Source organism: Rhodococcus sp. DMF-1 (genome assembly GCF_021441945.1).
Taxonomy (GTDB): Bacteria; Actinomycetota; Actinomycetes; order Mycobacteriales; family Mycobacteriaceae; genus Rhodococcus; species Rhodococcus ruber.
In genome coordinates this window covers 4,054,719-4,071,648 of the sequence record NZ_CP090442.1, presented here as the reverse complement: position 1 = coordinate 4,071,648, position 16,930 = coordinate 4,054,719, and the positions used below count along the sequence as shown (strand labels likewise).

Below are 16,930 nucleotides of genomic sequence, written 5' to 3'. Positions count from 1 at the left end.
CGAAATGACCGCGGATCCGGACTCCGCCTACGCCCATCTGCTCTCGCCGTTCCAGATCGGCCCGATGAAGCTGCGCAACCGCGTGGTGCTGCCACCGCACGCCTCGGCGATCGGCAACATCTTCGGGTCCGAGGCCGACGCCGAACGCAACCTCGCCTACTACGTGTCCCGGGCCCGGGGCGGAGCCGCATGGTTCGACAGCCTCAGCGCGTGGGTGCCGAACACGGGGGTGATCCCGGGGTTCGAACCCACCGGTGTGGGTGCCACGGTCGAAGGCCACTACAGCCTGCCATTCTTCGTCGAACGGGTGCAGGCGTACTCCGATGCCCTGCACGCCGAGGGTGCGGTGGCGACGGGGCAGATGGTGCACCAGGGCGGTATGCCGCACGGCGCGTCGTCGGTCCTGAGCGCCCCGGTGATCAACAACGTTCCGCACAAGCTGAACCGGGACGAGATCGCCTACTTCGTCGGTCAGTACAAGTTCTGTGCAGAGCAGGCCCAGAAGGCACGTCTCGACGGCGTCGAACTCCACATGAACCACGACGATCTGCTGGAGTACTTCCTGTCGCCGCTGACCAACAAGCGCGACGACGAGTACGGGGGCTCGATCGAGAACCGTTGCCGGTTCCCGGTCGAGGTGCTGCGGGCCATCCGTGACGTGATCGGATCGTCCATGGTCATCGGCATCCGCCTGAATCTGCGCGAGGAGGTGCCGGGCGGATACGACATCCACGGCGCCATCGAGATCGCGCAGTACCTCGAGAGCACCGGACTCGTCGACTACTTCCACGGCGTGGTGGGCAGCCCGTGGGGCAACCCGTCCTACATCCAGCCGCACTTCTACGAGGCCGGTCAGTGGAGCGATCTCGCCGGGCAGCTCAAGCGGGCGGTGTCGCTGCCCGTCGTGCACACGGGCCGGATCAATCACCCCGATGTCGCCGAACGGATCCTCGCGGCCGGCGACGCCGACGTCGTCGGCATGGCTCGTGCGCACATCGCCGAGCCGTCGATCGTCGAGAAGGTCCGCACCGGCCGCGTCGACGAGATCCGGCCCTGCGTCGGCGGCAACGAGTGCATCAGCCGCCGCTACGTCGAGGGGCTGCCGTTCGGCTGCGCGGTCAACCCCGTCACCAGCAACGAGGTCGACGGGCCGTGGCCCACCGTGACCGACCCCAAGCGCGTACTCGTCGTCGGTGGTGGTCCGGCCGGCATGGAGTTCGCGGCCCTGGCCCGGGAGAAGGGCCACGACGTGGAGCTGTGGGAGGCGTCCGACGTGCTCGGCGGCCAACTGCGCACCGCGATCAACGCCCCCACGTACGACATGTTCGAGAAGTACCTGGACTGGCAGCAGCGCCGGCTCGAGCGGGCCGGCGTGAAGGTCGCCTACCGGCACGCGGCGACGAAGGCGGAGATCGAGTCCGCGGGATTCGACGTGGTGGCGGTCGCCACCGGCTCCACCCGCCGGATCCCGGACATCCCGGGTGTCTACGGCGACAATGTCGCCGACATCCGCGACGTCCTCAACGGCGACGCCGCGGTCGGCAAGCGGGTCCTGATCGTCGCGCAGGACGACCACATGCCGCCGCTGTCGCTCGCCGACTTCCTCACCGATCGCGGGCACGATGTCACCATCGTCTACGCGACCCAGGTCGCGGGGCAGCTGCTCGGCCGCTACATCGTGGGCGCGATCCTCGGGCGCCTCGACGAGAAGGGCGTGCAGTACCGGTTCATGGAGGACGTCGTCGAGATCACCCCGACCGGGGTCGTCACCCGCAACGTCTATTCGGGGCGCACCTACCAGGTGGACGGCTTCGACTCGGTGGTGCTCGCCTGCGGTGGCATCGGGGACGCCGACTTGTACGAGAGTCTCGAGGACGGCCCGGCGGCCGAGGGCGAGCGGGAGGTGCACATTCTCGGTGACGCCTACGCGCCGCGGCGGCTGGTGTTCGCCACCCGTCAGGCGTACGCGCTCGCGAAGCTGATCTGACGGACACCGAAACGGGGGTGCGGGCTTCGGGCCTGCACCCCCGTTTCGGTGTCCGTCGGCGATGAGCGGGATGTTGCTGCGTCGAGCGGGAGGTTGTCGTCGTCGCGTCTCGCGTTTCGGCGCGAGATCCTCCCGCTCGGTGCGAGATCCACCCGCGTGATACGAGCGACGCAGCGAAAGGCGCCGGGCGATCGCTGGTCGCGATCGCCCGGCGCGAGGCCCCGACATCAGGCCAGGACGAATCCCTTGAAGTCCGCGTCGCGGACCTCGTTCCACGTCTGCTCGTAGAGCACGATGCCGCCGGCGTAGGGCATGAAGATCTGCGGCTTGCCGGGGATGTTCTGCCCGCGGTACCAGGATCCGGACTCACCCTGCGGCCACAGGGTCATGTTCGCGATCTCCTCCACGGTCTCGACCCACTGGTTCTGCGCCTCCTCGGTGGCCTCGATCGTGGTCAGTCCGTGCTCGCGCATGTGATCCATGGTCTCGACCGTCCACTCGACGTGCTGCTCGATGGCGGTCACCATGTTCGACAGCACCGACGGGCTGCCGACGTTGGCGATGATGAACATGTTGGGGAAGCCCGCGGTGCCCAGGCCCAGGTGTGTCTTCGGGCCCTCCTGCCACGCCTCCCGCAACGGCAGACCGCCGCGGCCGCGGATGTCGATCTGCGTGAACGCGCCGGTGAAGGCGTCGAACCCGGTGGCGAGCACGACGGCGTCGAACTCGTACTCGGTGCCGTCGGCGAGATGCATGCCGTGCTCGGTGAAGCTGTCGAGGGGCTTCTTCCGCAGGTCGACCAGTTCGACGTTGTCGCGGTTGAACGTCTCGTACCAGTCCGTGCCGATGACGGGCCGCTTCGCGCCCATCGGGTAGCCGAACGGCTTGAGGCTGTCCGCGACGTCCGGATCGTCGACGATCTCGTCGACCTTGGCCCGGACGAAGTCGCACACCGAGTCGTTGGCCCGCTGATCCACCATCAGGTCCGCGAACGCGCCGAGGAAGGCGATGCCGCCGCCCTGCCAGCGCTTCTCGTACTCGGCCCACCGCTCGTCGTCGCTGACGTCGTACGCGGCCTTCGGGTTGTCGTCGCGGATGCAGCCGGCGGCGGCGGTCCGGCAGGCCTGGCGCCGCGCGCGGTAGTTCGCCTTGACGTTCGCGACGAACTCCGGGTCGAGCTTGTGGTTGCGGGCGGGAATGACGAAGTTGGCGGTGCGCTGGAGGACGGTCAGCGTGCCGGCCTGCTTGGCGATCTCCGGGATGGCCTGCACCCCGGAGGAACCCGTACCGACCGCGGCGACCCGCAGACCGGTGAAGTCCACCCCCTCCTCCGGCCACGCGCTGGTGCGGTAGATCGGTCCCTGGAACTTGTCGAGGCCGGGGACGTCGACGTCCTTCGGTACCGACAGGCAGCCGACGGCCATGAGGCAGAACCGAGCGACGTACTCGTCGCCCCGGTCGGTGCGGACGTGCCACTTCTGCTCGCCCTCGTCGAATCGGGCTTCGGTGACCGTGGTTTCGAGCCGGATGTCGCGGCGCAGGTCGAACCGGTCGGCGACGTGCGAGAGGTACGCCTGCAGTTCGGGCTGCGACGGGTAACGCTCGCTCCACTCCCACTCCTGCTCGAGATCCTCGTCGAACCCGAAGGAGTAGTCGTGGCTGTCCACGTCGCAGCGGGCGCCGGGGTAGCGGTTCCAGTGCCAGGTGCCGCCGACCTCCTTGCCCTTGTCGAGGGCGACGGCGGTATAACCGTGGCGGCGCAGCTTCCACAGCAGGTACAGGCCTGCGAAGCCCGCGCCGACGACGACGGCATCGACCTCGGTAGCGGCGGTGGGGGTGGGAGTTGCAGTCATCGGATGGCCTCTCTGACTGGGGATTCGATCGGATGTGCCGATGTTGCCGCCGGACTCGCGGATTCGGTGGGTCCGGCGGGAGCGTGATCCGCCCGGCTGATCGGCCGGCGCGGAAAAAAAGTCTGTGACGGGTATCACTCTATCAATGCGAATGGATATAATCAAAGACGGAAAGCGAATATATGTGGCGGGCTTTCCTGCCTTCTTGCTGCGTGCGGGACCACTCCACCATCCCGCGTGCGGGTCCGCCGCCCGGAGAATGTCCGAACCCATCATCGAAAGAGGTCCACATGTACCGACTCGTCGCCGCCTACAACCACCCCGAGGATCCCGAGAAGTTCCTCGACCACTACCGCAACGTGCACTCCAAGCTCGCACTGAAGCAGCAGGGCATCCGGAACTACGAATGGGGTGTGTGCTCCACTCCCGACGGCAGCACCCCGCCGCACTTCCTGGTCGCGGTCTGCGACTGGGACAGCAAGGAAGCCATGCTCGCGGACATGGCGTCGCCGGAAGGACAGCAGGGCGCAGCCGACCTCGAGAACTTCGCGCAGGCCGGCGTCTCGTTCGACTTCTACGAGATCACCAAGGACATCTGATCGGGGATACCCGACCGGGACACGCGACCGGGGTGGGGACTGCGAAGTCCCCACCCCGGCCGCGTATCTCGCCGTCGTGGTCAGGCGTCGAAGCCGTCCATCTGCGGCGTGGTGAGACCCGTGATGATCCGCTCGGCGATCTTCCAGCCGTCGGCGGTGCGGACGTAGCGGTCCTCGTTGAGTGCGATCGCCTTGATGGCGGCGCCGTTCTTCATCTCCGCTTCGGAGAAGACGTAATTCGTACCGGTGGCGTGGTCGTCGTCCTCGAAGTCGATCACGTGATTGGTGATGATGTGGAACTGCTTGTCCACCGCCTGTGCGTCCCGCTCGAAGAAGTCGAGGATCTGCTCGTGGCCCTCGTACCGGGTCAGGCCCACGGCGCTGGCGTCCCACACCCCGTCGGGTGCGAAGGCGGACAGGGCTTCCTTGGGGTCGAACCGGTCGAGACCCCGGGCGTAGAGGTGGGTGACGCGGATGATCTCGTTGATGTCGTCGGCGCGCATGTGTCGGTCTCCGTGTACTCGAGGGGATGGGTCAGGGAACGGACGGCAGGTCGATGCCGTCCAGGTCGGCTCTGATCTGCAGTGCGAGGTACTTGTTGTAGATCCGGGCGAACGTGAGATTGCCGCCGCTGAACCAGAACCGGTCGTGGCCGGAACGTCGCCACACCGACCGGATCTCGCCCTCGTCGTCGAGGCCCCAGACCGGTCCGCACCGGTCGGCGACCGCGTCGCCCAGGACGCGGCGGGCAGTGTCGAGAATGCCACGGAATCCGGTGGCGAACACGACGGTGTCGGCGGGCAGGACGGTGCCGTCCGACATCATGACACCCTCGGGGACGAATCGTTCGACGGTCTTCCCGGCGACCAGCCCGATCGACCCGTCCGCGACGAGCCGCGAGGCGCCGACGTCGATGTAGTAGCCGCCGTTGCGGGTGAGGAAGAGGTTCATCGCTCCGGTCCCGCCCTCGCCCAGGTGATGGCGGAATCCCCGGGCGCTCAGGGCATCGAGCAGATCACGATCGATGTCGGCCATCGCCGCGACCGCGGTACGCAGACCGTCGACGAATCCCTCGTCCCGTCGCGCGAACGACGCCCCGACGAGGTCGGCGATCTCGGTGGGTGCGGTGTCCTCGCCGTAGGCCGGCTTCAGCATGACGTCGACCACGGTGGTGCCGCCGACGACGTAGGTCGGACCCCGCTGGACGAGGGTCACGTTCGCGCCGGTGTTGTAGAGGTCCTGCGCGATGTCGTGTCCGCTGTTCCCGGTGCCGATGACGACGACGTTCCGGCCGCTCCGTCGGGGGTCCGTCGCGTACCGGCCGGAATGGAGCAGTTCGCCCGCGAATTCTCCGGTCCCGGGGATGTCCGGGACGAGCGGCTCGGTGCCGCTCAGCCCGGTGGCCAGGACCACGTGCTGTGGATGCAGTACGCGCCGTTCGCCGCCGCGGTCGAGGAGCACCTCCCAGCGCCTCGTCGCCGGATCGTACGAGGCACTCACCAGTTCCGTGCGCGTCCACACGTTCAGTTCCAGGGCCCGGGCGTAGATGTCGAGCCAGTCACCCATCTTGTCCTTCGGGGTGAACACGGGCCAGGTGGGTGGGAACGGCATCATCGGCAGATGGTTCGACCACACGGGGTCGTGCAGCACCAGCGAGTCGTACCGGTTGCGCCAGTTGTCGCCCACGCGCTCGTTGCGTTCGACGACGAGCGTGTGCACGTTCATCGCGCCCAGGTAGGCGGCGAGTCCGAGTCCGGAATGCCCGGCACCGATCACGAGGACGTCCGGATCCCGGTCGGCGCACTCGTTCGCGAGACGGCGGCGGTCGCCCCAGTGGGCGGTGACGCGTTCCTCGGGTTCCGGGGCGCCGATCGGACGACGTTCTCCGACAGCCGGTTCGGCTCCGGCGAGACTGTCGAGGGCCGTCAGCACGGCGATCGCTCGCCAGCGGTCCGTCTCGTCCGGGGTCAGGCGCGCGACGCCACGGACCTGTCCGAAGCGGACGGTGAGGCGGAAGAGCAGCTGTATCACCGGCGGACCGTCGCCGGTGGGCAGCAGAACCGGCGGGGCGGCGGAATCGAGTGCCTCGTCGCGGACCTCGAGGTCCGCCGCGCCGGTGAGCAGCGGGCGGATCGCCGATTCGCCGTGCAGGCTGCGCAGATCACCGGTGAAGGCGAGCAGGTCGCGCCACCATGCGTCGGTGGCGAGAGCATCCGGATAGTCGCCGGTACCGCCCGACCGGAGTGCATCGGCGAAATCCGCGAGCCAGCGCTCGGCGACCTCGGCGGGGCGGGCGGGATCGAGACGCGGGGTGTCGAGTCTTGCGGTCATGAGGTCTCCCGTTCGTCCGGCCGGATCAGCGCAGGGTGTAGCCGGCGTCGACCTTGAGTTCGGTGCCGGTGACGTACCGGGCCTCGTCGGAGGCGAGGTAGAGCACCGCGTTGGAGATGTCGATCGGTTCGATCCACGGCACGGGCAGGACGTTGGTGGTGGCGAAGACCGGTGCGGCCTGTTCCTGCGTGGGATGTTCCACGTCCGGGAGGAACAGCCGGAAGCAGGATTCGTTCAGGATCATGTCCGTGGCGACGCCGGTGGGATGCACGGTGTTGACGCGGATGCCGTGCGGCCCCAATTCCAGTGCCAGCGTGCGCATCAGGCCGACCACGGCGTGCTTGCTCGCGGTGTAGGGCGCCACGTTCGGCGTGCCCTTCAGGCCTGCGGTGGAGCTGGTGATGACGATCGAGCCACCGGTGCCCTGCTCGATCAGGTGCGGGGTGACGGCCTTGCAGGTGTGCCACACGCCCTTGAGGTTGATGTCGAGGACGTCGTCCCAGTCGCGTTCGGTGACGAGGTGCGTCTCGTCGCCGAAGAGGAAGATCCCCGCGTTGGCGGCGACGATGTCGATCCGGCCGAGTTCGGCGATGCCCTCGTCGACGACGGCCTTCACGGCGTCGAAGTTGCGGACGTCGGCCTTGCGGGCGATGATCCGGCGGTCGAGGGCCTCGACGGCGCGCACCGTCTCGGCCAGGTCCTCCTCGGTGGCGCCGGGGTAGAAGCGGGTGACGCTCTCGATCTCCTCGGCGACATCGAGAGCGACGATGTCGGCGCCCTCCTCGGCGAGGCGGATCGCGTGACTGCGTCCCTGGCCGCGGGCCGCCCCCGTGATGAACGCGACCTTACCTGCTACCCGTCCTGTCATAGCTGCTCCTTCGGGGCCGCCGACGGGCCCGATCCGCCGTCAGCGGTAGGTGTTCCAGGTGGGAGCCGACTCCGGATAGTCGGCTTCGGTGTATCGGGTCTGGGGCCACCGAATCCGTTTGGTGGTACGGAAACTCGAGCCCATCGACTCGAACGGTACCGCGTACATGAACGATACGGTGCGTCTTTCGAAAAGCCATGTGCTGTCCCGCCGCACGTACCGGTCCCGATAGCGGAAGGCGGTCATCATCAGCGTGTCGTGGACGGCCAGTTCGGCGTGGCCGGTCATGATTCCGCTTGCGTGCGAGTCGTCTTCGATCGTGACGAGGTGGATTTCGGGGGTGTGCAGCATGGTGTGGTAACGGTCCATGCTGGAGACGTAGAAGGGGCGGATCTGCTCACGGCCGCACAGTTCGGTGCCGGCGACCGCGAAGACACCGTCCTCGGTGAACATCGACAGGACGGCGTCGATGTCGTGGTCGTCGACGGCCAGGGCGTAACGCCCTGCGAGATCCCGGATCTCGTCCTTGGCGACGAGGCGGCTCAGGGCGGCGGAATCGAGGTCCGCGAGGTTCGAGGCAGTCATCGGCTCTGTTCCTGTCGGAGGTACACGGACGGGCCGGGACGGAGTGTCGATTCCGTCCCGGCCCGGGTGCCGGGCGCGGATCACCCGCGCAGTCGCGCGTGCCGATCTAGTCGTCGTACATGATGACGCCGCGGATGTTCTTGCCGTCGCGGAGATCCTTGAACGCGGTGTTGATGTCCTCGAGCTTGTAGGTCTTGGTGACCAGCTCGTCCAGCTTGAACTCGCCGCGGCGGTACATGTCGGCGATGAGCGGGATGTCGCGGCGCGCCGTCGTGGTGCCGTACAGGGTGCCCTGCAGGCGCTTGCCCGACATCGCGAAGGTGAACAGGTCGAACGGCACGTCGCGCTGGGTGACCGGCGCCGCCGAGGTGAGCACCAGGGTGCCGCCGCGACGGGTCATCTCCTGGGCGGGGTTCAGCAGGTGCCCGTAGGCGATGTCGACCGTGATGATGACGACGTCGGCGCCCTGGCCGTCGGTGAGCTGATCGACGACCTCGCGGCACTGGTCGAAGTTCTCGGTGGTATGGGTGGCACCGAAGATCTTCGCCTGGTCGCGCTTGAACTCGACCGGGTCGATCGTGACGATGTTCTTGGCGCCCTTGTGCCGGGCGCCCTGGACGGCGTTCATGCCCACACCGCCGGTGCCGATGACGACCACGGTGTCACCGAGCTGGATGTCGGCCGCGTAGACGGACGATCCCCAGCCGGTGGGCACGCCGCAGCCGATGAGTGCGGCCTTGTCGAGCGGGATGTCCTTGCCGATCTTCACGCACGAGTCGATGTTGACCACGACGTACGGCGAGAAGGTGCCGAGGTAGGAGAACGGGCCGACGCCCTGGCCGCGGGCGTGGACGCGGTGCGTGCCGTCGGGTGCGTAGCCCGCGAGCACGCCGGCACCCATCTCGCACATGTTGGAACGGCCGATGGTGCACATCTTGCAGTGGCCGCAGGACGGCAGGAAGGACAGGACGACGTGGTCGCCGACCTCGAAACCGGTGACGTCCGGGCCGAGTTCCTCGATCACACCGGCGCCTTCGTGGCCACCGATGATCGGCGCCCAGTCGAGGGGGATGTCGCCGGTGTCGACGTGGTCGTCACTGTGGCAGATGCCGGAGGCGGCGAGCTTGACCCGCACCTCCCGGCTCTTGGGGGGATCGATCTCGATTTCCTCGACGCTCCAACCGGACCGGGTTCCCGGCTCCCACAGCAGCGCTCCGATGGTCTTCATGGCTTCTCCTCGTGACGGGGTGAAGGCGCGAGCGGCGGCCGGGGCAGGGCTCCGGCGCGGGCTCGACGGATGTGATCGCGATGTGTGCATGTGATCGCTATCACCATAACCATACGCATGGATATAAGCAATAGCGCGAGGGAAGCGGGGCGCGGGAGGCCGGGCGGGCGGCGGGACGGCCCGCAACGACGGCGGGCCCGCGCCGAGCCGGTGCTCGGTGCGGGCCCGCTGGGGTCCGTGTCGCCGGACGTCGCCGGCGGTCGTGGTCAGCCGCCGAGCGCCTGGTTCCAGGGCAGGACCTGGCTCAGGAGTTCGGGGAACTTGCGCTCGGCGTAGCGGACGTACTCGTTGATGTGGTCGCGCATCCGGTCCTCGGACAGGTCCGCGTCGTGCGAATTCAGCGCCTCGTAGATCTGCGTGTGCGCCTTGAGCGTCGTCTCCCGCAGCGGGGCGGGATGGTCGACGCCCATCACCGTGCCGCCGGTGATCCGGAGCAGCGCGTCCGTCAGGTAGCCGAAGAGCGCGTTGCCGGTGGACCAGGCGATGACGTCGTGGAACTGCTTGTTCGTCTCGAGGAACGTGTCGATGTCCGCGGTGTCGAACGACTGCTGCATCCGGTCGACGGACTGCTTCAGCTCCTGCAGGTTCTCGTCGCTGATCCGCTCGGCGGCCAGGCGGCAGATGACGGGCTCGAGGGCGGTGCGGGCCTCCACGATGGTGTTGAGGGAGGCGTTCTGGAGCTGCATCAGCAGGATGATGGTGCTCGCCAGGTGGGACGCGTCGGGGTCGAGGAGGACGGGACCGCCCTTGGGTCCCGGCTTGAGGGCGATCATGCCCTGGAACTCGAGCAGCCGCAGTCCCTCGCGCAGGGTCCCGCGGCCGATCTGGTACTCCTCGAGCATCGCCTTCTCCGGGGGCAGCAGGTCCCCGGGCTGCAGACCTTTTCGCGCCGTATCCCGGACGATCTGCTGGGCTACCACCAGCGACGTCTTCGGGCCTCTCGACATTGCAGCCACGAAAGCCTCCTCAGCCTCTCGGCCTCCTGACTTCCGGGAAGCGGAGGCTCTCACGGCGGAGCGGGTGCTCGCCGTGTCGGCGGATCGGCTGGGCTACGTCCCCGGTCGATCCGAAATGTGCACTGTACTCATTGTGCACGCGATTGTGCACATTGATGTGCACCATTATCGAACGTGTGTCTATTCGGCGGGCGGGAACTGCGGCTTGCGCTTCTCCAGGAATGCCTGCGCGCCCTCGACCATGTCGGCGCTGCCGATCGCCTGGACGAGCATGCCGAGGCCGTTGCTGAAGGAGTCCCGGGCGGAGTTCCACCAGATGTTCGAACTGACCTTCGTGATCTCGAGGTACCGCGGGCTCAGTGCCTCGAACTCGCGGCACAGCGAACGGACGGATTCCTCGAGGAGTTCGTCGTCGACCACCTCGTTCACCAGTCCCATCTCGTACGCGCGCTCGGCCGGGTAGCGCCGGCACAGCAGCGACAGTTCCTTGGCGCGCTTCTCGCCGATCTGAACGCCCATCACGTTCGTGGCGCCGCTGACCGGAGAACTACCGACGCGGGGGCCGGTCTGCCCGAAGGTCGCCGAGCGGGCGGCGACGGCGAGGTCGCAGGCCACCACCAGCTCGTTGCCGCCGCCCGCCGCGGCACCGTTGACGGCCGCGACGACCGGCCGGGGGCAGGTGCGGATCGCGTCGAACAGTTCGAGCGAGGACCGGTAGAGACCGCGCAGTTCCTTGACGGTCGGCTGACTGAGCTGTCCGAGCGACCCGCCGGCGCAGAAGCTTCCACCGGATCCGGTGATGACCACCGAGCGGTATTCGGTGGCGTTGTGGAGCGCGTCGACCATGACCGCGCACATCTCGGCGTCGAACGCGTTGCGGCGCTCGGGCCGGTTGAGCCGGATCCACAGGCTCGAGTCGACCGAGTCGAGAACGACGCTCGTGGTGGTGGAGGCGGGGCTGCTCATCGGAACTCCTTCGATCGAGGTTCACGGTTCGGCTGGGCCGGGTACCTGGGAGATGCGGCTCGCTCGGCGCATCTTTTCCGGCCCGACACACGAACTGTACGTTATAATCGTTAGCATTATTTTGGCTCGGCGGGAAGTGGGGAGTGTCCGCTCCGGACGGCGTTCCCGAGCCGGCGGGCGCTCCGGGGAGGAGAAGGCGCGATGATCACAGGACGGGCGCCCAAAGCGGCCATGGTGGTGGCGCAGCACATCATCAGGGACGCGACCAGGCAGAATCTGGCGGCGGGCGATCTGCTGCCGTCGGAGCGGATCATGCTCGAGAAGTACGAGATCGGTCGTGGCACACTGCGGGAAGCCCTGCGATTGCTGGAATTCCAGGGGGTCATCGCTCTCAAGCCGGGACCGAGAGGCGGGCCGGTGATGCTGGACCCCGACGCGTCCCATCTTGCGAGTTCGCTCATCCTCCTCATGCAGCTCAAGGACGCCCCGTTCAGCGTCATCATCGAGGCGCGCACCGCCCTCGAGCCGATGATCAGCCGGCTGGCCGCCCAGCGCATCAGCGGCGAGACGCTCGTCGATCTGAAGGAAACCATCGACCGGATGCACGGATCGCTCGGTGACCAGCACGAGTTCCTCGAGGCGAACAAGAGCTTCCACGACCTGATCGCCTGGTCCTCGGGCAATCCGCTGTTCGGGTACATGGTCGATTCTCTGCTCGGCATCATGGACGGCACGGCGGTCGGCATCGACTACCCACCGCACCGGCGCGAGGCGATCATCGTCGCGCACACCCGGATCTACGAGTCGCTCTCCCAGGGGGACGAGATCGGCTCCGAGGAACGCATGCGCGACCACATCAACGCCTACCGGCGGTATGCCCAGCGCAAGTACCCCGACCTGCTCGATCAGGTCATCCAGTGGGACCGCGCACTGGGCTGAGGCCCACCGCGGGCGCAGGGCTGACGCGCACCGCAGGCGCAAGGCTGACGCCCACCGCAGGCGCAGGAAGGGGCCCCGGATACGTATCCGGGGCCCCTTCCTGCGTCGTGTGCCGGCCGATCGAAAGGCGTCGTCACTCGGTGACGACGGAGATCGCACGCTCGGGGCAGGACGCGGCTGCCTCGCGTGCGGCGTGCTCGTTGGCCGGGTCGTCGCCCCCGGGCAGGACGTACGCGTGGCCGTCCTCCTCGCGCAGCGCGAAGACCTGGGGGGAGGTCATGAAGCACAGCCCGTGGCCCTGGCAGTGGTTCTCGTCGACAACAACCTTCATCGGTCGCTCCTTCCGTCATCCGGATATCGAGGATGCCAGCTCGTTGAACATTTGATTTGATGGCCGGGCTGGCGGTGTGATCTACACTACTATATCATCTGTTATAACCATTAGCAGGAGATGCCCGATCCGACGCAGGAGGGTCCACGCGATGGACAGCCGCAATCGTTGCCCCGTCATCAACTTCGACCACAATTCGCAGGAGCACTCTGCCGATCCGGTCGCCTCGTACCGCAAGGTTCGCCAGAACGAGCGAGTCGCCTGGACGGAGGCGCACGGCGGGTACTGGGTGCTCAGCGACTACGACTCGGTCTTCGAGGCCGCCCGTGACGACGAGACGTTCTCGTCGGCGCGTAACGAATATGGGGGAGAAGGCCTTTCGGTTGTCATCCCGAAGACTCCGATGCACTTCCACATCCCCATCGAGCTCGATCCCCCGGAGTTCCGCAAGTACCGCAAGATCGTCAACCCGATCACCGCGCCCGCGGCCGTCGAGCGGATGAAGGCACTCGTCGACCGCCACACCGCCGGGTTCATCGACAGCGTGATCGAGGACGGGCAATGCGACCTCACCTCGGTCATCGCGGTTCCCTCCATCGTGACGGTGGACTGGCTCGGCCTCGACCTGGCCGACTGGAAGCGCTACTCCCATGCGCACCACCAGGCGCTCGCCGGCATCCCGGGAAGCGACGACTACCGCCACGCGATGGAGGTCGAGTTCCCCTACCTGGGTGATCGCATGCGCGAGACCATCCGGGCACGACGCGAGAACCCCACCGACGACATCATCAGCTACCTCGTGCAGCAGGAGGTCGACGGCCGCCCGCTCAACGACTTCGAGATGTACTCGATCGTCGATCTGCTGCTCGCCGGCGGTGTCGGAACCACCGCGTCCCTGGTGAGCCAGGCCCTCGTGTGGCTCGCGGAGCACCCGGCCGTGCGTCAGCGGTTGATCGACGACCCGAGTCTGATGGACCACGCCGTCGAGGAGTTCCTGCGGTACTTCTCGCCCACCCAGGCGCTCGCCCGGACCGTCACCAAGGACACCGACTTCCAGGGCTGCCCCATGAAGAAGGGCGACCGGGTGCTGCTGTCGTGGTCGTCGGCCAACCGCGACGAGAAGCTCTTCGAGAACCCGGACGAGATCGACATCGAACGGTGGCCGAACCGGCACACCGCCTTCGGGATCGGTGTACATCGTTGCGCCGGATCGCATCTCGGTCGCTACATGTCCAAGACGCTCATCAGCCAGATTCTCGAGCGGATGCCCGACTACGAGGTGGACTTCTCCGCGCTCGAGCGGTACCCGCACCAGGGCACCAACATGGGCTGGCAGCGGATCCCGGCCACCTACACGCCGGGCCCGCGGGTGCTGTCGGACTACACCCTGTACTGAGGGGTGCCGAGCACGTCCACCGCATCATCCGATTCATCGACAGGACAGGGGAACGCCGTGTTCAACGGCCGAAGAATCGTCGTCGTCGGCGGCGGCCTCGCCGGGCTCCGCACGTGTGAGGCGCTGCGCGCCGAAGGCTTCGACGGTGAGCTCGAACTGCTCTGCGCCGAGCCCACCCCGCCGTACGACCGGCCGCCGCTGAGCAAGTCCGCACTCGCCGAGCCGCAGGACACCACGTTCGACGTCGACTACGCGGCGCTCGGTGTCGAACTGCGCCTCGGGGTCCGGGCCCGGTCGCTCGACACCGCCGCCCGGGTGGTGCGCACCGATGCCGGCGAGCACTCCTACGATGCGCTGGTCGTCGCGACCGGCGCGGCCCCGGTCACCCTGCCCGGGACCGGCCGGCAACTCGTGCTGCGCACCGCCGCGGACGCCGAGCGTCTTCGCGCCGAGCTACGCCCGGGAGCCCGTGTCGTCCTCGTCGGTGCCGGCTGGATCAACGCCGAGATCGCCACGACCGCACTGGCTCTGGGCTGCTCGGTGACCTGCGTGGAAGCCGGGCCCCGGCCGCTCGCGGGACCGCTGGGCGCGCAGGTGGCCGAGCGGCTGCACGCGTGGTGGGACGGGGTCGATCTGCGCTGCGGCACCGGCGTCGGCGAGATCACGCCCGGCGGACTGACGCTGGACGACGGCACCGCGCTCCCGGCGGACGTCGTCGTCACCGGTATCGGAGTGCGGCCCGACGTGGGCTGGCTGACCGGCTCCGGTCTCGAGATCGATCGCGGGGTCGTCGTCGACGAGTCGCTGCGTACCTCCGACCCGTCGGTGTTCGCCGTCGGCGACGTCGCGATGCGCTGGTCGCCCCGGTTCGGGACACGACTCGGTGGTGAGCACTGGGACGAGGCGCGCACCGGACCGGCGACGGTCGCCGGTGCACTCCTGAGGCCGCAGTCGCCGCCCGTCTTCGACCCGATCCCGTACTTCTGGAGCGACCAGTTCGGGCACAAGATCCAATTCGTCGGACACAGAAGCGAATCCGACGATATGGTGTTCCGTGAGGGTGCGGACGGCAAGTGGGGTGCGGCCTGGTTCGATGCCGCCGGGCAGCTCACCGCGCACCTGAGCGTCGATTCCCCCCGGCACATGGTGCAAGCCCGCATGGCGATCGATCGTCGTGCCGGCGTGGATCCGGACGCGATCCGGGATCTGTCGGCGCCCCTGCAGGCGCCGGCGCCGGCAGTGAAGTAGTACTCCCATCCCATCCAGCGAGTCGCCGTGGCGAGAGTCCGCGGTCGAGTGGAGGAACACAGCATGACCACAGCCACTCCCATCCAGTTGAAGAGCTACGACAAGCTGTTCATCGGCGGATCGTGGGTCGAGCCGTCCAGCGACGCGGTGATCGAGGTGATCTCCCCGATCAACGGTGAGGTCATCGCGACCGTGCCCGAAGCGCGCGAGGCCGACATGGACCGCGCCGTCGCGGCGGCGCGCAAGGCGTTCGACGAAGGCCCCTGGCCGCGGATGACGCCCGCCGAGCGCGCGGAGATCCTCGTGCGCGTCGGGAACGAGGTGAAGAAGCGGATCCCGGAGATGGCCGAGGCCTTCACCCTCGAATTGGGCGCTCCCGCAGCGGTGTCCACGCTGTTCCACCAGAACGCCGTCGACATGTGGGACGACGCGGCCACGTTCCACGAGCGTTTCGCGTTCGAGGAGGAGCGCACCTGGAAGGGCGGGCACGGCAAGATCGTGCGGGAGCCCATCGGCGTCGTCGCGGTCGTGGTCCCGTGGAACGGTCCCGTCGCGACCGGCTCGCTGAAGATCTCGCCTGCGCTCGCCGCGGGCTGCACGGTGGTGCTCAAGCCGGCCCCGGAGGGGCCCGTCACCATGATGATGCTGGCCGAGGCGCTCGACGCCGCGGGCCTGCCCGAGGGCGTCATCAGCGTCGTCCCGGCAGGACGGGAGGTGGGTGACTACCTCGTCAGCCACCCGGACGTCGACAAGATCAGTTTCACCGGCAGCACGGCGGCCGGTCGTGTGGTCATGAGCCGGGCCGCAGAGCGGATCAAGCGGGTCACCCTCGAACTCGGCGGCAAGTCGGCCGCGATCATCGCCGACGACATCGACCTCGATACCTTCCTGCCCGGCATGGTGTTCGGCGGCATCGGTCATTCGGGGCAGGTCTGCGCCGCCCTCACCCGCATCATCGTCCCGCGTGAGCGCCAGGAGGAGGTCGTCGAGGCGATCAAGGCGGTGATGGAGAGCGTGAAGGTCGGTGACCCGCGGGACGAGGACACGGTCCTCGGACCCCTCGCCGCCGAACGTCAGCAGACGCGGGTGCTCGACTACATCGAGGTCGGGAAGAAGGAAGGCGCCCGGCTGGTGACCGGCGGCGGCAAGCCGGCCCACCTCGACCGCGGCTGGTACGTCGAACCGACCCTGTTCGCGGACGTCTCCAACGACATGCGCATCGCGCAGGAGGAGATCTTCGGACCGGTGCTGGTGGTGATCCCGTTCGATTCGATCGACGAGGCCGTCGCCATCGCCAACGACTCGGACTACGGCCTGTCCGGCTCCGTCTACGCGAAGGACGAGGAGCTGGCCCAGAGCATCGCGCGACGGGTGCGCACCGGGCAGATCTCCGTCAACGGCTACGCGATGTGCGTCGTGCAGCCCTTCGGCGGCTACAAGCAGTCCGGTCTCGGCCGTGAGGGCGGCATCGAAGGGTTCGATGCGTTCTTCGAGACCAAGCTGATCCAGCTTCCCTGATCCACGACGGGTGCGGGGTGCGTCCGCGACGAGGGCGCACCCCGGTATCCGGCACCGACGAAAGC

15 protein-coding genes are annotated in these 16,930 nt (G+C 67.8%); 6 read left to right on the top strand and 9 right to left on the bottom strand.

Annotation, left to right across the window (positions count from 1 at the left end):
• Positions 1–4 precede the first annotated feature (4 nt).
• Positions 5–1,987 (top strand): oxidoreductase, encoded by a 1,983-nt coding sequence (locus LZP97_RS18605; RefSeq protein WP_048771693.1) that lies wholly within the window; start codon positions 5–7, stop codon positions 1,985–1,987.
• Between the two features lie 227 nt (positions 1,988–2,214).
• Here LZP97_RS18605 and LZP97_RS18600 read toward each other — a convergent pair whose 3' ends face one another.
• Positions 2,215–3,840 carry a flavin-containing monooxygenase gene (locus LZP97_RS18600; protein ID WP_048771443.1) on the bottom strand — a complete coding sequence of 542 codons (1,626 nt, stop codon included), beginning with the start codon at positions 3,838–3,840 and terminating at the stop codon, positions 2,215–2,217.
• 290 nt (positions 3,841–4,130) lie between these two features.
• Here LZP97_RS18600 and LZP97_RS18595 point away from each other — a divergent pair, with 290 nt between their 5' ends.
• Positions 4,131–4,439, top strand: a complete 309-nt coding sequence (locus LZP97_RS18595; RefSeq protein ID WP_003938431.1) for an EthD family reductase — start codon at positions 4,131–4,133, stop codon at positions 4,437–4,439.
• Positions 4,440–4,519: 80 nt separating this feature from the next.
• Here the strand turns inward: LZP97_RS18595 and LZP97_RS18590 are convergent, their stop codons facing one another.
• The 7 genes from LZP97_RS18590 to LZP97_RS18560 form a co-directional block, all read right to left on the bottom strand.
• On the bottom strand, positions 4,520–4,942 hold the full coding sequence (locus LZP97_RS18590; protein ID WP_010594004.1) for a nuclear transport factor 2 family protein: 423 nt from the start codon (positions 4,940–4,942) through the stop codon (positions 4,520–4,522).
• Positions 4,943–4,973: 31 nt separating this feature from the next.
• Positions 4,974–6,770, bottom strand: a complete 1,797-nt coding sequence (locus tag LZP97_RS18585) for a flavin-containing monooxygenase (protein WP_048771445.1) — start codon at positions 6,768–6,770, stop codon at positions 4,974–4,976.
• 25 nt (positions 6,771–6,795) lie between these two features.
• Positions 6,796–7,638, bottom strand: coding sequence for a mycofactocin-coupled SDR family oxidoreductase (locus LZP97_RS18580; protein WP_003938428.1), 843 nt, complete (start codon positions 7,636–7,638; stop codon positions 6,796–6,798).
• 39 nt (positions 7,639–7,677) lie between these two features.
• Complete coding sequence (locus tag LZP97_RS18575; RefSeq protein WP_048771447.1) at positions 7,678–8,223, bottom strand: SgcJ/EcaC family oxidoreductase; 546 nt, start codon at positions 8,221–8,223, stop codon at positions 7,678–7,680.
• Positions 8,224–8,329: 106 nt separating this feature from the next.
• Complete coding sequence (locus tag LZP97_RS18570) at positions 8,330–9,451, bottom strand: NDMA-dependent alcohol dehydrogenase (RefSeq protein ID WP_010594001.1); 1,122 nt, start codon at positions 9,449–9,451, stop codon at positions 8,330–8,332.
• Positions 9,452–9,717: 266 nt separating this feature from the next.
• Entirely contained in the window at positions 9,718–10,458 is a 741-nt protein-coding gene (locus LZP97_RS18565; protein ID WP_010594000.1) for a FadR/GntR family transcriptional regulator, read from the bottom strand.
• Positions 10,459–10,647: 189 nt separating this feature from the next.
• Entirely contained in the window at positions 10,648–11,433 is a 786-nt protein-coding gene (locus LZP97_RS18560; RefSeq protein ID WP_010593999.1) for an enoyl-CoA hydratase/isomerase family protein, read from the bottom strand.
• 231 nt (positions 11,434–11,664) lie between these two features.
• On the opposite strand from LZP97_RS18560, the gene LZP97_RS18555 reads away from it, so the two are divergent.
• The gene (locus tag LZP97_RS18555) at positions 11,665–12,372 is read left to right on the top strand and encodes a FadR/GntR family transcriptional regulator (RefSeq protein WP_010593998.1); all 708 of its coding nucleotides are present in this window, start codon (positions 11,665–11,667) and stop codon (positions 12,370–12,372) included.
• Positions 12,373–12,505: 133 nt separating this feature from the next.
• Here the strand turns inward: LZP97_RS18555 and LZP97_RS18550 are convergent, their stop codons facing one another.
• Positions 12,506–12,703 (bottom strand): ferredoxin, encoded by a 198-nt coding sequence (locus tag LZP97_RS18550; RefSeq protein ID WP_003938422.1) that lies wholly within the window; start codon positions 12,701–12,703, stop codon positions 12,506–12,508.
• Between the two features lie 151 nt (positions 12,704–12,854).
• Between LZP97_RS18550 and LZP97_RS18545 the strand changes: the two genes are divergently transcribed.
• From LZP97_RS18545 to LZP97_RS18535, 3 genes are all read left to right on the top strand, one after another.
• Positions 12,855–14,099, top strand: a complete 1,245-nt coding sequence (locus LZP97_RS18545; protein ID WP_010593997.1) for a cytochrome P450 — start codon at positions 12,855–12,857, stop codon at positions 14,097–14,099.
• A gap of 57 nt (positions 14,100–14,156) precedes the next feature.
• Positions 14,157–15,347, top strand: coding sequence for an NAD(P)/FAD-dependent oxidoreductase (locus LZP97_RS18540; protein ID WP_048771450.1), 1,191 nt, complete (start codon positions 14,157–14,159; stop codon positions 15,345–15,347).
• A gap of 63 nt (positions 15,348–15,410) precedes the next feature.
• Positions 15,411–16,865 carry an aldehyde dehydrogenase gene (locus tag LZP97_RS18535; protein WP_017679788.1) on the top strand — a complete coding sequence of 485 codons (1,455 nt, stop codon included), beginning with the start codon at positions 15,411–15,413 and terminating at the stop codon, positions 16,863–16,865.
• Positions 16,866–16,930: the final 65 nt, after the last annotated feature.

Excerpts from the sequence above, each read along its gene's own strand:
- LZP97_RS18605 (WP_048771693.1), top strand. The coding sequence starts at position 5 with ATGACCGCGGATCCGGACTCCGCCTACGCCCATCTGCTCTCGCCGTTC.
- LZP97_RS18600 (WP_048771443.1), bottom strand. The coding sequence starts at position 3,840 with ATGACTGCAACTCCCACCCCCACCGCCGCTACCGAGGTCGATGCCGTC.
- LZP97_RS18595 (WP_003938431.1), top strand. The coding sequence starts at position 4,131 with ATGTACCGACTCGTCGCCGCCTACAACCACCCCGAGGATCCCGAGAAG.
- LZP97_RS18590 (WP_010594004.1), bottom strand. The coding sequence starts at position 4,942 with ATGCGCGCCGACGACATCAACGAGATCATCCGCGTCACCCACCTCTAC.
- LZP97_RS18585 (WP_048771445.1), bottom strand. The coding sequence starts at position 6,770 with ATGACCGCAAGACTCGACACCCCGCGTCTCGATCCCGCCCGCCCCGCC.
- LZP97_RS18580 (WP_003938428.1), bottom strand. The coding sequence starts at position 7,638 with ATGACAGGACGGGTAGCAGGTAAGGTCGCGTTCATCACGGGGGCGGCC.
- LZP97_RS18575 (WP_048771447.1), bottom strand. The coding sequence starts at position 8,223 with ATGACTGCCTCGAACCTCGCGGACCTCGATTCCGCCGCCCTGAGCCGC.
- LZP97_RS18570 (WP_010594001.1), bottom strand. The coding sequence starts at position 9,451 with ATGAAGACCATCGGAGCGCTGCTGTGGGAGCCGGGAACCCGGTCCGGT.
- LZP97_RS18565 (WP_010594000.1), bottom strand. The coding sequence starts at position 10,458 with ATGTCGAGAGGCCCGAAGACGTCGCTGGTGGTAGCCCAGCAGATCGTC.
- LZP97_RS18560 (WP_010593999.1), bottom strand. The coding sequence starts at position 11,433 with ATGAGCAGCCCCGCCTCCACCACCACGAGCGTCGTTCTCGACTCGGTC.
- LZP97_RS18555 (WP_010593998.1), top strand. The coding sequence starts at position 11,665 with ATGGTGGTGGCGCAGCACATCATCAGGGACGCGACCAGGCAGAATCTG.
- LZP97_RS18550 (WP_003938422.1), bottom strand. The coding sequence starts at position 12,703 with ATGAAGGTTGTTGTCGACGAGAACCACTGCCAGGGCCACGGGCTGTGC.
- LZP97_RS18545 (WP_010593997.1), top strand. The coding sequence starts at position 12,855 with ATGGACAGCCGCAATCGTTGCCCCGTCATCAACTTCGACCACAATTCG.
- LZP97_RS18535 (WP_017679788.1), top strand. The coding sequence starts at position 15,411 with ATGACCACAGCCACTCCCATCCAGTTGAAGAGCTACGACAAGCTGTTC.